This is a genomic window from Lacimonas salitolerans, assembly GCF_042677865.1.
Classification (GTDB): Bacteria; Pseudomonadota; Alphaproteobacteria; order Rhodobacterales; family Rhodobacteraceae; genus Lutimaribacter; species Lutimaribacter salitolerans.
In genome coordinates this window covers 47,232-62,571 of the sequence record NZ_JBHUDD010000050.1, presented here as the reverse complement: position 1 = coordinate 62,571, position 15,340 = coordinate 47,232, and the positions used below count along the sequence as shown (strand labels likewise).

Sequence of the window (15,340 nt, the reverse complement as noted above, 5' to 3'; positions counted from 1 at the left end):
CCGCCGGAGGCTCCCGCACTCGCGACCTGCACACACCTCAGGCGCAGGCACGCGCGCTTTTGCGGGTGCGAGTGGGCGGGTGGGCGCACCCGCAAAAGCGCGCCCACCCGATCGTCTCAGTCCAGACCGATGCAGTTGGCATAATAGGTCACGGTCGCGGGCCAGTCGCTGAACACCCCCACGACACCGGCCTCTTCGCGCAGGGCGTGCAGGATGGTGAAATAGTCGCCATCGGTGTCGATGGCCTCTCTGACAGACTGGAAGTACCAGCCGCCGCCGTTGATCAACGGCCCCGAGGGTTCCAGTGTCCAAGTGATGACGTTCAAGCCCGCGGCCTGCGCCTCGGTCGCATAGGGGCTGGCCACCATGTTGCCCGCGTCGTCCAGCGTCAGCAGCATCCACATCGGCGGTGCGATGTATTTCACGCCCATGTCCGCCAGTTCCTGCATGGTCGGCTTGAAGGTCGCCGGGTCCATGTAATCGATCAGGCCCTCGTCCTCGTCCGACTCGGCATAGCGGTCGTCCAGATAGACCGCCTGCGCGCCGAACTCCGGCTCGTTCTCGATCCAGTATTTTACATCGTCCAGATCGAACGACTGCACCCAGACACGGGCAGGATCGATTCCGGCGGCCTTGTAGTCGTCGATCATCTTTTGCGCATAATCGGCCTGGCTGAACCCGTCATGGGGCATGTCGACCGAGGCGCTTTTGAGCTCGGGCGTGAAATCGGCGCCCAGGCTGTCGAACAGGGCAATCGATTCCGCATGGGTCATCAAGGTGCCGTCCTGAACCGAATACAGGTCGGTGCGCCAGCCTGCCGTGCCGTCCATGTACTCGGCCACGGTCGTGCCCTTGGTGTTGGCGGCATCCATCTTGGCCGTCAGCGTTCGGAACTCGGCAAGGGTGATGTCGCTGGCGCGGCACTCGGCGCTGGCATTCCGGTTGCCCGAGGCCGGGCTGAACGGCTTGGTGCATTTCGTGGCCAGATCGGTGGCCAGGATGTCGGTAGTGGTGTGCAGATCGTTCTGGGCGTGTCGGCAGACCAGCTCCTTGTCGGCGGTAAAGGTCACGTCGCATTCCAAGATACCCGCGCCCATGCGCGCGGCAGCGACATTGGACTCGACCGTATGCTCGGGAAACTGCAAAGGCGCGCCACGGTGCCCGATTGAAAATTTCGACATCGAAGGCGCCTGGCCGGTGCAGCTTGCCAGCTTTTCCTTCAGCGGGCCATCGTGCATCCGGTCGATCAGGTAGAACGGGCGCGGGCCATAGGTGGTGCCTTCGGCCATCGCGGCACCGGCAATCGCTGTGGACGCCACGCACAGGGCCAGCATCGGCTTGATAAGCATGTGATCTCTCCCATCGAGTGTTGTCCGCCAGCACTCGTAGCAGCTTGCAACAGTCCGGTGACACTTTCGGGACAGTTGCATGACAGCCCGCGACAGGCGCCGGGGGCGTGACCCCGTCGTTCCTAGCCCTGCCCGCGCTGACGAAAGCGGGCCAGAAGTTCCGGCAGCACGCGGTCCTCGACGACGCGCCTTATCACGCGATCGCCGACGGAATGGCAGTCGCAAATCGGCTCCGGCAAGGGCGGTGGCGGCAGGACCAGACCGGGACGAAAAAGGATCCAGGCCTCCCCGCCCCGATCCTGCGGCTGGTTGTTCTGTTGCAACATGGCTTTGTCCCCTATGGGTTCGGCTGTTCCCACGCTCCGAGGTCAGGCTAGCTGCGCTGGCAGATTCCCGCAATGATCCAGATTAAGTTGACTCTGTCACGCAACTTGACCGCGCCTCACCATCCCGTGACGCACATGACACAGGGGTTGCGCAGCCCCGACCGGCCCCGCACCTTGACCGCGCCACCCCACATCCCTGCCTGCCACCGGAGACAGCAATGCCCACCGAACGTATCACCTTTGCCGGCCATGACGGCGACAGCCTTGCTGCGCGGCTGGACCTGCCCGACGGGCCGCATCTGGCCACCGCGATATTTGCCCATTGCTTCACCTGTTCAAAGGATATCCCGGCCGCCCGGCGCATCGCGCGGCGGCTGGCCATGATGGGGATCGCGGTGCTGCGCTTTGATTTCACCGGGCTGGGCCACAGCGAGGGCGAGTTCGCCAATACGTCGTTCACCTCGAACATCGAGGATCTGGAGCACGCAGCCACCTATCTGGCCGGGCGCGGCATGCCCCCCGGCCTGTTGATCGGGCACAGCCTGGGCGGGGCCGCGGTGATCCGGGCGGCGGGACGGATCGACAGCGTGCGCGCGGTGGTCACGCTGGGCGCGCCGCATGATCCCGGCCATGTGATGGACAACTTTGCAGACGCGTTGACGGCAATCGCCGAGCATGGCACCGCCAAGGTCGATCTGGGCGGGCGAGAGTTCTGCATCGGGCACAAGTTCGTCCAGGATGTGCAGGCCGAGGCGCTGGACGCCGCGCTGGCCCAGATGCGCGCCGCCCTGCTGGTGATGCATGCCCCGCGTGACGAGGTGGTGGGGATCGAGAATGCCACGCAAATCTTCATGGCCAAGAAGCATCCCAAGAGCTTTGTCACGCTGGACGATGCCGATCACCTGATCAGCGCCCCACGCGATGCGGAATACGCCGCCGAGGTGATCGCCGCATGGGCCGGGCGCTACCTGACGCTGACACCGCCTGCCCCGCCACCGGGCGCCCCCGAAGGCGTGCTGCGCGTGTCCGAGGCCGATCCGCAAGGCTTCTTGCAGGACATCCAGTCGGGCCCGCATCACCACGCGCTGGCCGACGAGCCCGTGGCCTATGGTGGCACCAATCGCGGCATGTCGCCTTACGGGTTTCTTGCGGCGGGTCTGGGGGCCTGCACCTCGATGACGATCCGCATGTATGCGCGGCGCAAGGGCTGGCCGCTGGAGCATGTGGCCGTCGACATCTGCCACGACAAGGTGCATGCGCAGGATGCGGGCGGGGCCAGTGGCGACAAGATCGACCGCTTCACCCGCCGGATCACCCTGACCGGAGCCCTGTCGGCAGATCAGCGCGCACGGCTGGGCGAGATCGCGGATCGCTGCCCGGTGCATCGCACGCTGGAGCGGTCCTCGACCGTGATCACGGAACTGCTCTGACAGACCGCCCTGCCCCATCGCGCGACGCGGCTTTTCGCCCGGCGTGCCTGCGCGGTCCGCTTGCCCCCGCCGGGACCGGGCGTTAGAACGCGCACGCAGGCACCCCGCAAAGCGAAAGGCCCAACCGATGATCCCCCGCTATTCCCGCCCCGACATGGTGGCCATCTGGTCGCCCGAAACCAAGTTCCGCATCTGGTTCGAGATCGAGGCCCACGCCTGCGATGCCATGGCCGAGATGGATGTCATCCCCCGCGAAAACGCCGAGGCCGTCTGGGCCGCCAAGGACGTCGAATTCGACGTGGCCCGCATCGACGAGATCGAGGCCGTGACCAAGCATGACGTTATCGCCTTCCTGACGCATCTGGCCGAGCATGTGGGCAGCGACGCGGCGCGGTTCGTCCATCAGGGCATGACCAGTTCCGACGTGCTGGACACCACCTACAACATCCAGCTGACCCGCGCCTGCGACATCCTGCTGGTGGACATGGACGAGCTGCTCGAGGCGCTGCGCCGCCGCGCCTTCGAGCACAAGATGGATATCCGCATCGGTCGCAGCCACGGCATCCATGCCGAACCCACCACCATGGGGCTGACCTTTGCGCGGTTCTACGCCGAGATGCGCCGCAACCGCCTGCGCCTGCAACGCGCCCGCGAAGAGATCGCCACCGGCGCGATTTCCGGCGCTGTGGGCACCTTTGCCAATATCGATCCGAATGTCGAAAGCCATGTCTGCTCGATGATGGGGCTGAAGCCCGAACCGATCAGCACGCAGGTGATCCCGCGCGACCGGCATGCGATGTTCTTTGCCACGCTGGGCGTGATCGCCAGCAGCATCGAGAATATCGCCATCGAGATCCGGCACATGCAGCGCACCGAGGTGCTGGAGGCGGAAGAGTTCTTCAGCAAGGGCCAGAAAGGCTCCAGCGCGATGCCGCACAAGCGCAACCCGGTGCTTACCGAAAACCTGACCGGGCTGGCGCGGCTGGTGCGGATGTCGGTGATCCCGGCGATGGAAAACGTGGCCCTGTGGCACGAGCGCGACATCAGCCACAGCTCGGTCGAGCGCGCCATCGGCCCCGACACCACCGTGACGCTGGATTTCGCCCTGCACCGGCTGACCCAGGTGATCGACAAGCTGGTGATCTATCCCGACACGATGCTGGAAAACATGAACAAGTTCCGCGGCCTGGTGATGAGCCAGCGCGTGCTGCTGGCGCTGACGCAGGCCGGTGTCTCGCGCGAGGATGCCTATACGCTGGTGCAACGCAACGCGATGAAGGTCTGGGAGCAGGGGCGCGATTTCAAGACCGAACTGCTGGGCGACCCCGAGGTGACGGCCGCCCTGTCGCCCGAGGAGATCGAGGAAAAATTCGATCTGGCCTATCACACCAAGCATGTCGACACGATCTTTACCCGCGTCTTCGGCGAATGCTGAAGGGTTGAGCGCCGCAAAAACATGCAGGTGCCGCGCCTGATCACCCGGCATCGCACTGCGGGTTTTGACCTTGGGTCAACCCGTGCTATTCTAAGCCATGTTGTAGACGCCAACAGGAGAGAGAGAATGACCATGAAGACTGCACTGGCCGCTCTGGCCCTGATCACCGCCCCTGCCCTGGCCTCGGCCATGTGCGCAGGCAAGACCCATCAGGCGATGTCCTGCGCCGAAGGCACCGTCTGGGACAGCGCAAGCCAGTCCTGCACCGCTCAGGTCAACAGCTAAACCAACAGGGGCGAAAGGGTTTCTTTACGCCTGTCCGATTATCTGGCGCTACCAGCCAGCCGAGGACAGGCATGACCCAGTTGACGCCCCTCTCCAACACCGCGCGACCGCCTGAACCCCGGACGGCGCGCCTGACCCGCCGCCAAAAGGCGGCCATCGTGGTGCGCTTTCTGCTGAATGAAGGCGCACCGCTTTCTTTGGAAGACCTGCCAGAAGATCTGCAAGCCGCGCTGACCCAGCAACTGGGCCAGATGCGCGTGATCGACCGCAGGACGCTGGCCGATGTGATCGGTGAATTCGCGACCGAGCTTGAGCAGATCGGCCTCAGCTTTCCGCGCGGGCTGATCGGCGCGCTCAGCGACCTTGATGGCAAGATCAGCCCCCAGACCGCCGCCCGCCTGCGCCGCGAGGCCGGGGTGCGCCAGCTTGGCGACCCGTGGGATCGCATCCGCGCGCTCGATGTCGCGCAACTGCTGCAGATCATCGACCGCGAAGCGACCGAGGTCTCTGCCGTGGTGTTGTCGAAGCTGGCAACGCCCAAGGCTGCCGAACTGCTGGGCGCGCTGCCCGGTGACCGCGCCCGCCGCATGACCTATGCCGTATCGCAGACCGATGCGGTCACTCCCGATTCGGTCTATCGGATCGGACTGTCGCTGGCGACGCAATTGGACGACGTGCCAGACAAGGCCTTTGACGACACGCCCGAACGCCGGGTGGGCGCAATCCTGAACCTGTCGGCCACCGCCACGCGAGAGGACCTGCTGCAAGGTCTGGATGACGAGGATCAGGAATTCGCCGCCCGCGTGCGCAAGTCGATCTTTACCTTCCCCGATATTCCTGCGCGCATCGCCCCCACCGACGTCCCGAAAATCCTGCGCGTGGTCGAACAGCCGACCCTGATCACCGCCCTGCGCTTTGCCTCTGACGCGGGCGGCGACATGCTGGCGGCGGCCGAGTTCCTGCTGGCCAACATCTCGAAACGCATGGCCGACGGCCTGCGCGAGGAAATGGGCGACCTTTCCCCGGTCAAGACAAAACCCGGAGAAGAGGCGCAGAACGCGGTGATCGCCGCGATCCGCGATCTTGAAGCTGCGGGCGAGATCGCGATGCAGGTCCCGGACGAGGACGATCCGTAACCACCCCGTCTGGACAGCCCCGCCCCTGCCCCGTAAAGCAAGGTCATGACACCTGCAGCACAGCCAGACAGATGATGCCGATGGGCCAGACCGGGCGCGCCATCGCCCTGATGATCACCGCGATCTTCTTTTTCGCCGCCATGGATGCCACAGCCAAGGAACTGGCCCGCCATACCGGACCGGTGCCCGCGATCTGGGCGCGCTATGCCGGGCAGGCCACGATGGTGCTGATTTTCGTGCTGCCAAACCTGCGCACGGTCGCGCGCACGAATTATCCCTGGATGCAGCTTGCGCGCTCGATCTTCCTGATGTTCGGCACCACGTTCTTCTTCTTTGGCGTGGCCTACATCAGCTTGGCCGAGGCCACGGCGATCATGAACATCAACCCGGTGCTGATCACCCTGGGGGCTGCGGTGTTTCTGGGCGAGAAGATCGGCCTGCGCCGCGCATTGGGCATCGGTGCCGCGCTGATCGGCGCGCTGATCATCATCCGACCGGGCAGTGCGGTGTTCTCGCCCTATGCCATACTGCCGCTGCTCGCCGCGATCAGCTATTCGGCCTATAACATCGTGACACGCTTTGTCGGGCGCAACGAAAGCCCCTGGACCTCGCTGCTCTATACCGCGCTGTTCGGTGCGGTCATCTTTACCGTCATCGTGCCGTTCTACTGGCGCGACCCCGGTCTGATCGGCTGGACGCTGATGGGCATGATCGCGGTCTTCGGCACGCTGTCGCAACTGTGCCTGATCCGCGCGCTGGGGATCGGCGAGGCCAGCATGCTGGCCCCCTTCGCCTATGTAGGGCTGCTGTTCGCGACGATCTGGGGGATGCTGTTCTTTGGCGAATACCCCGATCTCTGGACGGTCGTGGGCGCGCTTGTGATCGTGGGGGCCGGGCTTTATGTCTGGCAGCGCGAAACCTTCGGCAAGGCCAAACGCCAGACATGAGCGACCCCAAGCTGCCCCTGCCCCAGCGCCTGCGCTACGGGGCGACAAATCTGGCCCTGCGCGCGATGTTCGGCCTGGCGCTGGCGCTGCCCTATCGCTGGCGGGTGCCGTTGATGGGCTGGCTGGCCTCGCGGGTGATCGCGCCCCTGGCAGGCTGGCGTCGGCGCATCCGCGACAACCTGGCCCACGCGCTGCCTGACCTGCCCGGCCCCGACGTGGCACGCCTTTTACGCACCGTGCCCGACAACGCGGGCCGCACCCTGATCGAGATCTATTCAGGCGCCGATTTCACCGCCCGCGCCAGCCGGTCCCCGATCGGGGGCCCGGGCCTTGCCGCGCTCGAGCACGCCCGCGCGCAGGGCCGTCCGGTGATTCTGGTGACCGCGCATTTCGGCAATTACGACGCCGCGCGCGCCGCGCTGATCGCGCGCGGGCACGATATGGGCGCGCTCTACCGGCGCATGCGCAACCCCTATTTCAACGCCCATTACGTCCGGTCCATCGGGGCCATCGGCCAGCCGATGTTCGAACAGGGCCGCGCGGGCATGGTCCAGATGGTCCGCCACCTGAAAGGCGGCGGTGTGCTGGGCGTTCTGACCGACCTGTCGGTCTCGAACGCGCCTGCCCTGCCCTTTTTCGGCCAGCCCGCCCGCACTTCGCTGGCAACGGCGGAACTGGCGATCAGATACGATGCGGTGCTGATCCCCACCTTCTCGATCCGGCAGGAAAACGGCCTTGATTTCAGCATCCGGCTCGAAGCGCCGATTCCGCATACGGACCCTGACACCATGACGCGCGCGGTCAACGCATCGCTCGAATCCCTTGTCCGCCAGCACCCGGACCAATGGTTCTGGATCCACCGCCGCTGGAAGGGCACGGGCCAGCAGATCTGACCCCTGTTTTCCTCTCTCTGAAAATATCCCCGCCGGAGGCTCCGACACCGGCCATGCTTGCCGCGCACCGTGTCTGGCAACCCGGTCGCACCACGCGGCCCGAGGCACGGGCCAAGGGCCCGGGCCGAGACAGGCAGCGCGCGGGCCTGCCCGCGCTCATCCTGACAAGGGCAAGATCAACGCAGGTGGGCGGCGGCCTCGATCATCCCTGGCCCCTTGTGCTGCACCAGCACCACAACGGGGTTCTTTCCCGGTACCTTGGCCTCGATCACCAGTGGCGCGCGCCCGTCCCATTCCGCCAGTATGTCCCAGTCGCTGACGATATTGGCATAGCTCAGGCTTTTGCCCGCGTTCTCGCCGCGTTTGATCTCGACAGTCTGCTGCGGAATATAGCGCACCAGTTGCACGATCATCGGCGCCGCCGCGCGGCCCTGCGCGCGCAGGTCGATCCGCAGACCGTCCGTGCCTTCGCGGCGGACCTCCAGCACCACGGCCCGCGCGCGATCGGCATGGGCGCGCACCAGATCGGCCACATCGACCGGGTGATTGCCCACGACGTGATCGCTGCCGTCGATGATCATCTGCGGGGTATAGACGCTGCGGCGACCGGCCGAAACCGCATAGGCCTTTTGCCGCGCGGTGTGGCCGGGCTTGGCGAACACATCCTTCCAGCCGATGTAATCCCAGTAGTCCACATGCAGCGCCAGCGCGATCACGTCATCCCGCTTGGCCAGTTCGTGCAACAGCTTGTCGGCGGGCGGGCAGGACGAGCAGCCCTGACTGGTGAACAGCTCGACCACCACGGGCGGGGTTTGCGCCTGATCTTGCGTCCGGGCCGAAGCCTGACCTGATGTCTGGGCCTGCACCAGCCCACCCCACATCACAACCGCCGCGACGAACCACGCTGTCAGCTTACCAGTCATTGCCTACCCATTTCTTTGCCTGACGCAGACCTTAGCCAAGCCGGTCTGAAATAACCAATCAAGCCTTTGCGAGAGCCAAGTCACATGTGCATTGGTTTTTTGTGTGCAATGGTATACATATTTCCACCTGCCCTCTTGATCGGATACCGGGGATGCGGCAGAAGCAAGCCAGCCAAGTTATCGCCGCAAGCACGGAGGCCTTTATGCCCATCACAGTCGGACAGGATACTGCCAAGACCCGCAAGACGCTCACCGCAGGTGATCAAAGCGTCGCCTATTACTCGATCCCCGCCGCCGAGGCGGCAGGACTGGGCGATTTCTCCAAGCTGCCCGCCGCGCTGAAGGTGGTGCTGGAGAATTTGCTGCGATTCGAGGATGGCGGGTTCACCGTCTCGGTCGATGATATCAAGGCATTCTCGGAATGGGCCGACAATGGCGGCAAGAACCCACGCGAGATCGCCTATCGCCCGGCCCGCGTGCTGATGCAGGATTTCACCGGCGTGCCCGCCGTGGTCGATCTGGCCGCCATGCGCGACGGCATCAAGGCCCTGGGCGGCGACGCGCAAAAGATCAACCCGCTGAACCCCGTCGATCTGGTGATCGACCACTCGGTGATGATCGACGAGTTCGGCAACCCGCGCGCCTTCCAGATGAACGTCGACCGCGAGTATGAGCGCAACATGGAACGCTACCAGTTCCTGAAATGGGGTCAGGGCGCGTTCGACAATTTCCGCGTCGTGCCGCCGGGCACCGGCATCTGCCACCAGGTGAACCTGGAATACCTGTCGCAGACCGTCTGGACCGATGTGGACCAGAACGGTGACATGGTCGCCTATCCCGACACGCTGGTAGGCACCGACAGCCACACCACCATGGTCAACGGCCTGGCCGTTCTGGGCTGGGGTGTGGGCGGAATCGAGGCCGAGGCCGCGATGCTGGGTCAGCCGGTGTCGATGCTGATCCCCGAGGTTGTGGGCTTCCGGCTGACAGGGGCCATGACCGAAGGCACCACAGCCACCGATCTGGTGCTCAAGGTCGTGCAGTTGCTGCGCGAAAAGGGCGTCGTCGGCAAATTCGTGGAATTCTACGGCGAGGGCCTGGATCACCTGCCGCTGGCTGATCGCGCCACCATCGCCAACATGGCCCCCGAATACGGCGCCACCTGCGGTTTCTTCCCGATCGACGACGAAACCCTGCGCTATCTGCGCGGCACCGGCCGTGACGAGGATCGCGTGGCGCTGGTCGAGGCCTATTCCAAGGAAAACGGTTTCTGGCGCGGCCCGGATTACGATCCGGTCTACACCGACACGCTGCATCTGGACATGGGCACCGTCGTGCCCGCCGTGTCCGGCCCCAAACGCCCGCAGGACCACACCCCGCTGACCGAGGCCGCATCCAGTTTCTTCAACGTGGTGGCCGAATATCGCGGCTCGGATGAAACCCCCGCCGCCACCGACATGGCCGACGAAGGCCCTGCACATGATCCCGTCGTGGACCCGCGCAAGTCTTACCCGGTCAAGGGCGAGGATTACCAGATCAAGGACGGCTCGGTCGTGATCGCCTCGATCACCTCCTGCACCAACACCTCGAACCCCTACGTCATGATCGGGGCCGGTCTGGTGGCGCGCAAGGCGCGGGCCCTGGGTCTGAACCGCAAGCCGTGGGTGAAGACCTCGCTCGCGCCCGGCAGCCAGGTCGTGTCGCAGTATCTTGAGGCCGCGAACCTGCAAGAGGATCTGGATGCCATCGGCTTCAACCTCGTCGGCTATGGCTGCACCACCTGCATCGGCAACTCGGGCCCCATCCAGCCCGAGATTTCCGAGGCCATCGCCGAGGGCGACATCGTCGCCTGTTCGGTGCTGTCGGGCAACCGCAACTTCGAAGGCCGGATCAGCCCCGATGTGCGCGCCAACTACCTGGCCAGCCCGCCGCTGGTGGTGGCCTATGCGCTGGCCGGTGACATGAACATCGACCTGACCACCGAGCCGCTGGGCGAGGATCAGGACGGCAACCCAGTCTACCTGAAAGACATCTGGCCGACGCAGAAGGAAATCGCCGATCTGGTCGAAAAGACCGTGACCCGCGAAGCGTTCCAGAGCAAATACGCCGATGTATTCAAGGGCGACGAGAAATGGCAGGGAGTCGAAACCTCCGAGGGCGAGACCTATGACTGGCCCGCGGCATCGACCTATATCCAGAATCCGCCCTATTTCCGCGGCATGTCGCCCGAGGCCGGCAAGATCACCAACCTGACCGGCGCGCGCATCCTGGCCGTGCTGGGCGACATGGTGACCACCGACCACATCAGCCCCGCAGGCAGCTTCAAGGCGGACACGCCCGCGGGCAGATACCTGACCGAGCATCAGGTGCCCCTGCGCGAGTTCAACTCTTACGGCTCGCGGCGCGGCAACCACGAGGTGATGATGCGCGGCACCTTCGCCAACATCCGCATCCGCAACGAGATCCTGGATGGCGTCGAAGGCGGCTATACCAAGGGCCCCGACGGCGAACAGACCAGCATTTTCGACGCCTCGATGGCCTATCAGGAGCAAGGCGTTCCGCTGGTGATCTTCGGCGGTGAACAGTATGGCGCAGGCTCCAGCCGCGACTGGGCGGCCAAGGGCACCAACCTGCTGGGCGTCAAGGCGGTGATCGCGGAATCGTTCGAGCGTATCCACCGCTCGAACCTGGTGGGCATGGGCGTGATCCCGTTCGAGTTCACCAACGGCGACACCCGCAAGACGCTGGGCCTGACCGGCGAAGAGACCGTGTCGATCACCGGGCTGGACACCATCACCCCGCTGGCCGAAGTGCCGTGCGAAATCACCTTTGGCGATGGCACGGTGAAAACCATCACGCTGAAATGCCGGATCGATACCGCAGTGGAAAAGGAATACCTGGAAAACGGCGGCGTGCTGCATTTCGTGCTGCGCAACCTGGCCAAGTCGGCGGCCTGATGGCCCGTGGATGACGCATCCATGACACACCAAGGGGCGCCCAATAGGCGCCCCTTTTTCATAAAGGCACAGCCATGAGAACAGCCCTGATCACCGGCGGCGCACGCGGGCTTGGCCGCGCGATCACGACCGAACTGGCACGCGATCACGCGGTGGCCTTCACCTGGAACACCACACCGCCCGATGCGGTCGCAGCAGACCTGCCCGACGCGCTGGCCATTCAGGCCGATCTGACCGCCCCCGGCGCGGCAGAGGACGTCATTGCCCGGACACTGGCCCGCTTTGGCCGGATCGACGTGATCGTGAACAACGCAGGCTGCGTCATCCCCACCCCGGCCGGGACCATCGCGCGCGACGATATCGCCGCCATGACAACGATGCACCTGACCGCCCCGGCAGAATTGCTGGCCGCCGCCCTGCCGCATCTGTCGCCCGGGGCCGCCATCGTCAACATATCGTCGGTCAACGCCCGCCTGCCACCGATGGGTGCCGGCATGTATGGCGCGACCAAGGCTGCCCTTGATCTGTGGACCCGCGCCATGGCCAAAGAACTGGGACCAAGGGGCATCCGCGTCAACGCAGTGGCCCCCGGCGCCATCAACACGCCCGAGGCCCCGCGCGACCCCGACCTCACCGCCAGGTTCATCGAGATGACCGCCCTCGGCAGCCTCGCCACGCCGCAGGACATCGCCCAGGCCGTGCGCTTTCTGGCCTCGCCCGCCGCGGCAGCGATCACCGGCGAAATCCTCACCGTATCAGGCGGTTACCGACTGTAATCTCACCGCATTCCGGTGCGCCCAAAGCAGTTTCCAGCACTCCACGGGACGGCGGGCGGGGCGCCTTGGCGCAGCCAACAGCGCCGCACGGTGTCTGCGACTTCACTGCGTCGCGGCCCGCGCCGCCTCGATCGCGGGCATCAGTGTGGTTTCAAGCACCCGCTGCGTCACCGGCCCGGCATGGCGCGCCACGATCACGCCGTTGCCGTCGATCACATAGGTTTCGGGCACGCCGTAGACGCCCCAGTCCAGCGCCATCCGCCCTTCGTCATCCGCCCCGATCCCGGCATAGGGATCGCCCAGATCAACAAGGAATTTCAATGCGTTGTCCGGCTTGTCCTTGTAGTTCACGCCATAAATGGTCAGCCCGTCCGCCGCCAGCGCCTCAAGCTGCGGATGTTCGACCCGGCAGGGCGCGCACCAGCTTGCCCAGTAGTTCACCAGCGTCACATCGCCGGCGCGCAGATCGGCGTCGGTGAACCCGGGTTTGCCCTCCAGCGGGGTCATCGCCACCGCCGGGGCCGCGCGCCCCGCCAGCGCCGTGGGCAACTGGTTGGGATCCTCGCGCGCCATGCCGATCCAGAACATCACCGCCAACCCGGCAAAGACCAGCGGAGGTGCCATCATCAGGGGCGAAAATCTAGCCATTGCGCCGCACCCTTTGTTCCACTTCGTCCAGTTCGGCCCGCACCCGGCGCGCGCGCCGCACCGATGCGACCACAAGCACCAGCAACAGCACGATGGACACCCCGTAGGATGACAAGACCGCATCGGCGTATTTGCCAAGATCAGGCATCATTGCAGGCGCTCCCGGGCCAGAAGGGCGCGCATCCGGCGCGCGCGGATTTCGGTTTGCGTGCGCAGAAACACCAGCGCGATGAACAACAGAACGAAGCCCGCGATGCAGACGAACAGCGGCACGGCATAGACATTCGACACCCGCTCCTGCGTGTCACCCGCCAGCGCCCCCGCCCGCATGACCGACGCCCCCTGATGCAGGCCCTGGTTCCAGAAATTCACCGCATAGCGCGACAGCAGCGCAAAGACCGATCCGACAAGGCACAGCACCGATGTCAGGTCCGCCGCCGTGTCGTCATCCTCGATCGCGGCCCATAGCGCCATGTAGCCCAGGTAGAACAGGAACAGGATCAGGAACGAGGTCAGCCGCGGGTCCCAGGCCCACCATGTGCCCCACATCGGCTGGCCCCAGATCGCGCCGGTCGCCAGCGCGATCACCGTCATCACCGCCCCCACCGGGGCCGCCGCCCGCGCTGCCAGCGCCGAGACATGATGCCGCCGCACGATCCAGACCAGCGACGCCACCAGCATCATCAACCAGATGTTGATCGCCATCAGCGCCGCGGGCACATGCAGATAGATGATCTTGACCGTGCTGCCCTGCCGGAAATCATCAGGGGTAAAGAAAAACCCCCATATCAGCCCGACGCCCATACTCAGCAGCGCCAGTCCCGACAGCCAGGGCAACAGCCGGTCTGTCGTCTCGACGAACTTCTTGGGATTTGCGTATTGCCAGAACGATGCCATGGGTCTCTCTTTCCGCGCGCGCGAGGCCGCGCGCAAGTCAAATCTGTGTCAGCGCAGGTTTACCCGCAATACCGCAGCCGAGGCAAAAGGCAAAAGCGCGATCGTGCCGCAGGTGATCCCCGCCAGCATCAGCAGCGGGGTGGTGATTTCCATGCCTTCGGCCCCCCGCCGCGCGGCCTCGGCCCCGAAGATAAGCGTGGGCATGTAAAGCGGCAGCACCAGCAGGCTCAGCAGCAGCCCCCCGCGCTTCAGCCCCACGGTCAGCGCCGCCCCGAAGGTGCCGATCACCGACAGCGCCGGCGTGCCCAGGGCCAGCGAGGCGACCAGCGGCACATAGCCCTGCACAGGCAGGCTCAGCAGCACACCCAGCGCAGGCGCCACCAGCACCAGCGGCAGGCCGGTGGTCAGCCAATGCGCCAGCGCCTTGACGCTGACCGCCGCTTCCATCGGCAAGGGCGAGGTCGCGAGCAAATCCAGGCTGCCATCCTCCCAGTCCAGCGCAAAGACACGGTCCAGCGACAACAGGCAGGCCAGCAAGGCCCCCAGCCACAGGATGCCGGGCGCAATCCCCGACAGCCGCCCGGTCTCGGGTCCGACGCCAAAGGGCACCAGCACCACCACGATCAGGAAAAACGCCAGCCCCAGACCAAAGCCGCCCCCCGCGCGCGTGCCCAGCCGCATGTCGCGGACCAGCAGCGCGATCACAGGAAGGCCCCGTCGAAATCATCGGGTTCGGGCGCACGGGCACGGAACGGGCCCAGGTTCAGCACCCGGGCCTCGTCCAGCCCCAGATCGATATGGGTCGCTATCAATGCCATGCCTCCATCGCGCAGATGCGCGCGCACCGCCCATGCAAACATCGCCACGGCGTCCACGTCCAGCGACACGGTGGGCTCGTCCAGCACCCAGACCGGACGCCCGGTCACCACCATGCGCGCCAGCCCCAGCCGCCGCTTCTGACCGGCCGACAGGTTGCCCGCGTGACGATCGGCCAGACCGTCCAGTTCGAACGCCGCCAGCGCCTTGCCCACCCGGTCGGTGGCAAAGACATCCGCCCAGAAATCCAGGTTCTCGCGCACGCTCAGCGTGGCCTTGATGCCATCCGCATGCCCGGCATAGGCCATCGACTCGCGGTCCAGCCCGACCTGGCCGGACAGCGGCGGCTGCAATCCTGCAACGCTGCGCAACAGCGTGGTCTTGCCCACCCCGTTGGGGCCGCGCAGCACCAGCGCCTCGCCCGCGCGCAGGGTAAAGGACACGCCTTCCAGCACGGGCACGCCCCCACGGGCAACGGACAGATCGGTGACTTTCAATTCCATACCGGTCGCTTACCCCATC

The 15,340-nt window shown here is 65.4% G+C and carries 16 protein-coding genes; 8 read left to right on the top strand and 8 right to left on the bottom strand.

Translation table 11 applies throughout. The annotated features are described in order from the left end of the window. Positions 1–116 precede the first annotated feature (116 nt). Complete coding sequence (locus ACFTOW_RS08155; RefSeq protein ID WP_379914570.1) at positions 117–1,349, bottom strand: glycerophosphodiester phosphodiesterase family protein; 1,233 nt, start codon at positions 1,347–1,349, stop codon at positions 117–119. Between the two features lie 122 nt (positions 1,350–1,471). Then, entirely contained in the window at positions 1,472–1,675 is a 204-nt protein-coding gene (locus ACFTOW_RS08150; RefSeq protein WP_379914569.1) for a hypothetical protein, read from the bottom strand. 218 nt (positions 1,676–1,893) lie between these two features. Between ACFTOW_RS08150 and ACFTOW_RS08145 the strand changes: the two genes are divergently transcribed. The 6 genes from ACFTOW_RS08145 (at position 1,894) to ACFTOW_RS08120 (ending at position 7,801) form a co-directional block, all read left to right on the top strand. Further along, on the top strand, positions 1,894–3,105 hold the full coding sequence (locus ACFTOW_RS08145) for a bifunctional alpha/beta hydrolase/OsmC family protein (RefSeq protein ID WP_379914568.1): 1,212 nt from the start codon (positions 1,894–1,896) through the stop codon (positions 3,103–3,105). A gap of 127 nt (positions 3,106–3,232) precedes the next feature. Then, the gene (gene purB, locus ACFTOW_RS08140; protein ID WP_379914567.1) at positions 3,233–4,540 is read left to right on the top strand and encodes an adenylosuccinate lyase; all 1,308 of its coding nucleotides are present in this window, start codon (positions 3,233–3,235) and stop codon (positions 4,538–4,540) included. Positions 4,541–4,666: 126 nt separating this feature from the next. Then, entirely contained in the window at positions 4,667–4,825 is a 159-nt protein-coding gene (locus ACFTOW_RS08135; protein ID WP_379914566.1) for a chitin-binding domain-containing protein, read from the top strand. A gap of 71 nt (positions 4,826–4,896) precedes the next feature. After that, positions 4,897–5,961, top strand: a complete 1,065-nt coding sequence (locus tag ACFTOW_RS08130) for a flagellar motor switch protein FliG (protein ID WP_379914565.1) — start codon at positions 4,897–4,899, stop codon at positions 5,959–5,961. Between the two features lie 80 nt (positions 5,962–6,041). Next, positions 6,042–6,908 carry a DMT family transporter gene (locus tag ACFTOW_RS08125; RefSeq protein WP_379914564.1) on the top strand — a complete coding sequence of 289 codons (867 nt, stop codon included), beginning with the start codon at positions 6,042–6,044 and terminating at the stop codon, positions 6,906–6,908. Beyond that, positions 6,905–7,801, top strand: a complete 897-nt coding sequence (locus ACFTOW_RS08120) for a lysophospholipid acyltransferase family protein (RefSeq protein ID WP_379914563.1) — start codon at positions 6,905–6,907, stop codon at positions 7,799–7,801. The genes ACFTOW_RS08125 and ACFTOW_RS08120 overlap by 4 nt, the downstream gene beginning before the upstream one ends. 176 nt (positions 7,802–7,977) lie before the next feature. Here the strand turns inward: ACFTOW_RS08120 and ACFTOW_RS08115 are convergent, their stop codons facing one another. Beyond that, positions 7,978–8,724, bottom strand: coding sequence for a DUF1223 domain-containing protein (locus ACFTOW_RS08115; protein WP_379914562.1), 747 nt, complete (start codon positions 8,722–8,724; stop codon positions 7,978–7,980). A 203-nt stretch (positions 8,725–8,927) separates the two neighbouring features. Here ACFTOW_RS08115 and acnA point away from each other — a divergent pair, with 203 nt between their 5' ends. Both acnA and ACFTOW_RS08105 read left to right on the top strand, forming a co-directional pair. Further along, positions 8,928–11,681, top strand: coding sequence for an aconitate hydratase AcnA (gene acnA / locus ACFTOW_RS08110; protein ID WP_379914561.1), 2,754 nt, complete (start codon positions 8,928–8,930; stop codon positions 11,679–11,681). A gap of 74 nt (positions 11,682–11,755) precedes the next feature. After that, positions 11,756–12,457, top strand: coding sequence for an SDR family NAD(P)-dependent oxidoreductase (locus ACFTOW_RS08105; protein ID WP_379914560.1), 702 nt, complete (start codon positions 11,756–11,758; stop codon positions 12,455–12,457). Between the two features lie 102 nt (positions 12,458–12,559). On the opposite strand, the gene ACFTOW_RS08100 is transcribed toward ACFTOW_RS08105, so the two are convergent. Genes ACFTOW_RS08100 through ccmA form a run of 5 tightly spaced genes read right to left on the bottom strand, consistent with a single transcriptional unit; the run spans position 12,560 to position 15,321 of the window. Then, the gene (locus ACFTOW_RS08100; protein ID WP_379914559.1) at positions 12,560–13,105 is read right to left on the bottom strand and encodes a DsbE family thiol:disulfide interchange protein; all 546 of its coding nucleotides are present in this window, start codon (positions 13,103–13,105) and stop codon (positions 12,560–12,562) included. Further along, positions 13,098–13,256: a heme exporter protein CcmD gene (gene ccmD, locus ACFTOW_RS08095; RefSeq protein ID WP_379914558.1), complete on the bottom strand. Its 159-nt coding sequence runs from the start codon at positions 13,254–13,256 to the stop codon at positions 13,098–13,100. The genes ACFTOW_RS08100 and ccmD overlap by 8 nt, the downstream gene beginning before the upstream one ends. Next, positions 13,253–14,002, bottom strand: a complete 750-nt coding sequence (locus ACFTOW_RS08090) for a heme ABC transporter permease (RefSeq protein WP_379914557.1) — start codon at positions 14,000–14,002, stop codon at positions 13,253–13,255. The genes ccmD and ACFTOW_RS08090 overlap by 4 nt, the downstream gene beginning before the upstream one ends. 48 nt (positions 14,003–14,050) lie before the next feature. Continuing rightward, a complete protein-coding gene (gene ccmB / locus ACFTOW_RS08085; protein WP_379914556.1) occupies positions 14,051–14,707 on the bottom strand; it encodes a heme exporter protein CcmB in 657 nt (218 codons plus the stop codon). Then, on the bottom strand, positions 14,704–15,321 hold the full coding sequence (ccmA, locus tag ACFTOW_RS08080) for a heme ABC exporter ATP-binding protein CcmA (protein WP_379914555.1): 618 nt from the start codon (positions 15,319–15,321) through the stop codon (positions 14,704–14,706). Before ccmA ends, ccmB begins: the two co-directional genes overlap by 4 nt. Positions 15,322–15,340 lie beyond the last annotated feature (19 nt).

Bases quoted from the DNA above. Each gene is read 5' to 3' on its own strand.
- ACFTOW_RS08150 (WP_379914569.1), bottom strand. From the start codon at position 1,675: ATGTTGCAACAGAACAACCAGCCGCAGGATCGGGGCGGGGAGGCCTGG.
- ACFTOW_RS08100 (WP_379914559.1), bottom strand. From the start codon at position 13,105: ATGGCTAGATTTTCGCCCCTGATGATGGCACCTCCGCTGGTCTTTGCC.
- ACFTOW_RS08155 (WP_379914570.1), bottom strand. From the start codon at position 1,349: ATGCTTATCAAGCCGATGCTGGCCCTGTGCGTGGCGTCCACAGCGATT.
- ACFTOW_RS08135 (WP_379914566.1), top strand. From the start codon at position 4,667: ATGACCATGAAGACTGCACTGGCCGCTCTGGCCCTGATCACCGCCCCT.
- ACFTOW_RS08145 (WP_379914568.1), top strand. From the start codon at position 1,894: ATGCCCACCGAACGTATCACCTTTGCCGGCCATGACGGCGACAGCCTT.
- ACFTOW_RS08090 (WP_379914557.1), bottom strand. From the start codon at position 14,002: ATGGCATCGTTCTGGCAATACGCAAATCCCAAGAAGTTCGTCGAGACG.
- ACFTOW_RS08120 (WP_379914563.1), top strand. From the start codon at position 6,905: ATGAGCGACCCCAAGCTGCCCCTGCCCCAGCGCCTGCGCTACGGGGCG.
- ACFTOW_RS08125 (WP_379914564.1), top strand. From the start codon at position 6,042: ATGGGCCAGACCGGGCGCGCCATCGCCCTGATGATCACCGCGATCTTC.
- ACFTOW_RS08105 (WP_379914560.1), top strand. From the start codon at position 11,756: ATGAGAACAGCCCTGATCACCGGCGGCGCACGCGGGCTTGGCCGCGCG.
- acnA (WP_379914561.1), top strand. From the start codon at position 8,928: ATGCCCATCACAGTCGGACAGGATACTGCCAAGACCCGCAAGACGCTC.
- ACFTOW_RS08130 (WP_379914565.1), top strand. From the start codon at position 4,897: ATGACCCAGTTGACGCCCCTCTCCAACACCGCGCGACCGCCTGAACCC.
- ccmD (WP_379914558.1), bottom strand. From the start codon at position 13,256: ATGATGCCTGATCTTGGCAAATACGCCGATGCGGTCTTGTCATCCTAC.
- purB (WP_379914567.1), top strand. From the start codon at position 3,233: ATGATCCCCCGCTATTCCCGCCCCGACATGGTGGCCATCTGGTCGCCC.
- ccmA (WP_379914555.1), bottom strand. From the start codon at position 15,321: ATGGAATTGAAAGTCACCGATCTGTCCGTTGCCCGTGGGGGCGTGCCC.
- ACFTOW_RS08115 (WP_379914562.1), bottom strand. From the start codon at position 8,724: ATGACTGGTAAGCTGACAGCGTGGTTCGTCGCGGCGGTTGTGATGTGG.